Here is a 3,751-nt window from a genome sequence, read left to right on the forward strand (position 1 = left end):
GACTTCAACCTGGAAATCAAAAAACATGAGAATCCCCTCAAAAATGTCTTCTAAAATATAGGGTAATATTACCCTATATTTATTCTGTCAAAAATCCTGCATTTCTGCAAGTGAAACAGCGCAGAAATGCAGGAAAACAAACGTTTTTGAACACTCCGGATCAGGACGGTGTGACGTATAGGGGACTATTTTTCAGGAAGTTCACATATAATTTGTCACTTTTTATTTTTTTGCCGAATTATAGTTGTATTATCAGCATAAAGGTGCTATCATCTTTACTATGAAACGGCAATTTTCTTTATTTTTGCCGAATTATAGTCTTAGAGAGATCGAGGTGAACATTCGCTATGAATGCAAATAATATACTACCATTACTTCCGAACGATGGAGCCTTCAATAAGACAACCTTTCGCGAAACAGTCCACTCCATATACCCGGACTGCACCGAAGCCTCCATCAACTGGATGCTTGTCACCCTGCGCAAACAAGGCAGCCTTGCATCCGCAGGCACCGGGAAATACTACCGCATCCCTCAGGATGCTCCTGCAAAGAAACAGTATTCCTACCCTCATTCCCCGGAATACCTTGATCTCGAAAAAGAGATTACCGAGGCCTACCCTCTTGTGAATTTTCAAATGTGGGAACTGATCCAGATGAACGATTTCGTCAATCATCAGATCGCAAAGAACGTAATATTTATAGAAGTGGAAGCAATGCTTGTGGATACCGTCTACGAACTGCTGCATGAAAAACACCCTTATGCCATGATCCAGCCGACATATGACACCTTTTACAAACAGCGTGCTCCCGAAACAGATATCATCTTCCAAAAGCTCCTCTCTGAGGCTCCCTCACCGGACGCAAATCATTCTTGCGTGATAGAAAAGCTGTTGGTGGATCTGCTGTCCAAGAAGCTTTCAGGAAGCCTGATTGAGCGAAGCGAATATCCACGCATATATGAAGATGTCTTTCGCAAATACAATATTGATGAAACCCGTATGTTCCGGTATGCCAAACGCCGCCATCTCTATGACAGCCTGCTATCCTTCATAAAGACAAAAACCGACATACAACTGATGACCATTTGATAAGGAGAACCCCATGATAACAAAAGAAACCTACACTATAGAATATGTGAACACGCTTCGTGAGAAATATAAGAAAGACCCTTCCCTTTTGGAAAGAGTCCTGTTTGCCTTTGGTCTGTTGGAAGCCATCACCCGTGTCGGAATGCCCTTCATTTTTAAGGGCGGTACATCACTAATGCTAATTCTTGACCATCCCTTACGGCTCTCAACCGACATTGATATCCTCGTACAACCTGGCACGGATGTTGACCACTATATAGATGAAGCAGCCAAGATATTCCCGTTCAAGACCTTCGAGGAAGACCGACGTGTCGGCAAAAACAATATAGAGAAGCGCCACTTCAAGTTCATCTATGACTCACCACTGAGGAATGATGACTTTTATATCCTTCTGGATATTGTCTTTGCTGATAGTCCATATCTTGCCACACAGACCTGCGAAATAAAGAACGACCTGCTTGTCATCGACAGTACACCGATAACAGTAACCGTTCCATCACCGGAATGTATCCTCGGAGACAAGCTCACTGCCTTTGCTCCGCACACCACCGGCGTACCATTCGGAATAGACAAAGAGCTTGAAATCATCAAGCAGCTCTTCGATGTTGCAACCCTCTCGAAAAAGATAGACAACTACCAGAATCTCATTGCCACCTATGACCGCGCTATTCTGGATGAGATCGGCTACCGCGACATAACGGCAACCCGTGAAGATGTCCTCCGAGATACCATCCGCTCCTGCGCCTGCATCATTGGAAAAGGTGTCTACGACAAAGATGAATTCCCGCTCTTTATCAAGGGAATTCACTCCATCGGCGGCCATGTCCTGTCCATGAAATACAGTGCCACCATCGCCGCCAACCAGGCAAGCCGTGTGATGTACCTCGCCTCCTGTATGCTCACAGGTCAGCCCTTCACACCTATAGAAGATCCCGGACCATATCTTCAGGCAAATATAGGAAAAAGCCAATACAAAAAGCTTTCCTATATGCGCAGCCAAAGCCCTGAAGCCTTTGCCTACATTGTTGAGGCTCTGCGAATGATTGAAGGATGAGAAAAGCCTGTACCCTGTGTATATTCCACGTGAGTAGCCCACTTTGCACGGCTGAATAGCCCACCTGCCACGGCCATTTAGCCCAGTTTTCACGGAAACGAGCCCAGTAGGATCAGTCACCGTCCGCCAGCCTTGACAGTCGACATCTGCGCGATATGCCCACATCGGCGATGGGGACTCAGGGATATCAGATACATAAGCCTTTTCATCCCCATCGCAGCAGCCATTGTATTGCGCATCTGCCGCCGGTCAAGGCCAGGCCGCTTGCGCGGTGGCTGTTATTCTGGCCGCCATAAGAATGGTGGCTCAGAAGGATCTTGGGATATCAACTGCGGCTGCGCCGCCTGAACAAGCCACTATGGCTTGCCCAGACGGTCAGCATCCTCAGTTGTTACAGATATCCGTACCAGCAGGGCAGTTGCCTTTGCAGGCTTTCTGTGCCTTGACATGATAATCGCGGGATTCCATCGGATCACCGCCGCTGTACAGGATGCTTTTGAAGAGCTCCTAGGCGGGATCTCCTTCATATCTGCCAGTCAAATGTGACAGGATATCCATGCGAAGCAGTTCTCCTTCTTCTTTATTGTGAACTTCCTGAAAAAATTCCCCTAAAGCCCCTCAGGTGAACGACAGGTCTTTATCGTCGTTCAGGATATCCAGTAATTCGTCAAGTGACATCCCGCTCTCCTGATAGGCTTTGTAGAGAGCCTCCTTGAGATTCTCTTCCCTTCTTTCGGGATACCACTCATCCAGCAGTTCTTCAAGCTGTTCTGTCAGTCTGTTACATTCGTCACGATTGACAGACATCTTCTTTTTGATATTTTCGATTTTTCTGTCGAGTTCTTTCTGACGATCCGTTTCTTTCATAACCTATGCTTCCTGCTCCCCGGTACCTGCGCCCGGATCCGATCTGACAAAGGCAAGGATCTCGCTGTATGTGCATTTACTCTGACGGATTGCTTCCGCCAATTCCTTATTTCGCAGAGCCTTCCTCTCATCTGTCAGCTTCTTCAGCTCTTCAACCGCTGTATTGTGAGCAGCTCTGGTCTTTGCAACCTTTTCTTCAGCCTGCTCGATCTTCCGCTCCAACCGCTGCATTCCTGTTCTTCTGATCCTGGCCATCATTATGCCTCCTTTTCTCCACCGCCCATGATCTGTTGCAGGAGTTTCCCGATCTTTCCCGTTCTGTACCGGACATTTGCCTCGCTGATTCCGAATGCATCAAGAATCACCTTTTCATGCTTTGTTACTGCATGATCCAGCCGGTAAATGCCGTCGAGCTGACGGATCATTACTATCTTTTCCAACTCCTTCAGTGCTGCCGGGACCGTGAGATAATCAGGGCGTTCACTCATGGATTCCTGCCTGTCTTTCAGCATGGTGTAGAGCCGGCACCGTATGATCAGCGCAATAAACTCGACAAAAATCCTGGCAGAAGCGGCGTCACCGGATCCCGTCCGCATACTCCTGTTGCCGAGGAATGTCTTGTCGGTGCGAAACAGCTTCTCTGATGTGTCGCGGCTCTTGTAGAGTGTTATGGCTTCCCTGGCTGTCATCTTTTCGGATGTGATGATTGCAAAATAGCCGCAGAGCGACAGCTCCTGCTCGA

Annotated in this window: 4 protein-coding genes and 1 pseudogene; 2 read left to right on the forward strand and 3 right to left on the reverse strand. The window is 47.5% G+C overall.

The window, feature by feature from the left end; all coding sequences use genetic code 11:
• Positions 1-347: 347 nt before the first annotated feature.
• A complete protein-coding gene (locus tag HMPREF1986_RS07005; protein ID WP_021774120.1) occupies positions 348-1,088 on the forward strand; it encodes a DUF6577 family protein in 741 nt (246 codons plus the stop codon).
• A gap of 13 nt (positions 1,089-1,101) precedes the next feature.
• Entirely contained in the window at positions 1,102-2,142 is a 1,041-nt protein-coding gene (locus HMPREF1986_RS07010; RefSeq protein WP_021774121.1) for a nucleotidyl transferase AbiEii/AbiGii toxin family protein, read from the forward strand.
• A 618-nt stretch (positions 2,143-2,760) separates the two neighbouring features.
• Here the strand turns inward: HMPREF1986_RS07010 and HMPREF1986_RS07015 are convergent.
• From HMPREF1986_RS07015 to HMPREF1986_RS13295, 3 genes and pseudogenes are all read right to left on the reverse strand, one after another.
• Positions 2,761-3,009, reverse strand: coding sequence for a hypothetical protein (locus HMPREF1986_RS07015; RefSeq protein ID WP_021774122.1), 249 nt, complete (start codon positions 3,007-3,009; stop codon positions 2,761-2,763).
• A gap of 3 nt (positions 3,010-3,012) precedes the next feature.
• Complete coding sequence (locus HMPREF1986_RS07020) at positions 3,013-3,267, reverse strand: hypothetical protein (RefSeq protein ID WP_021774123.1); 255 nt, start codon at positions 3,265-3,267, stop codon at positions 3,013-3,015.
• Positions 3,267-3,751, reverse strand: a pseudogene (locus HMPREF1986_RS13295) (IS1634 family transposase); the annotation flags it as partial. The gene HMPREF1986_RS07020 and the pseudogene HMPREF1986_RS13295, both read right to left, overlap by 1 nt.

Source organism: Oribacterium sp. oral taxon 078 str. F0263, from assembly GCF_000469565.1.
Taxonomy (GTDB): Bacteria; Bacillota; Clostridia; order Lachnospirales; family Lachnospiraceae; genus Oribacterium.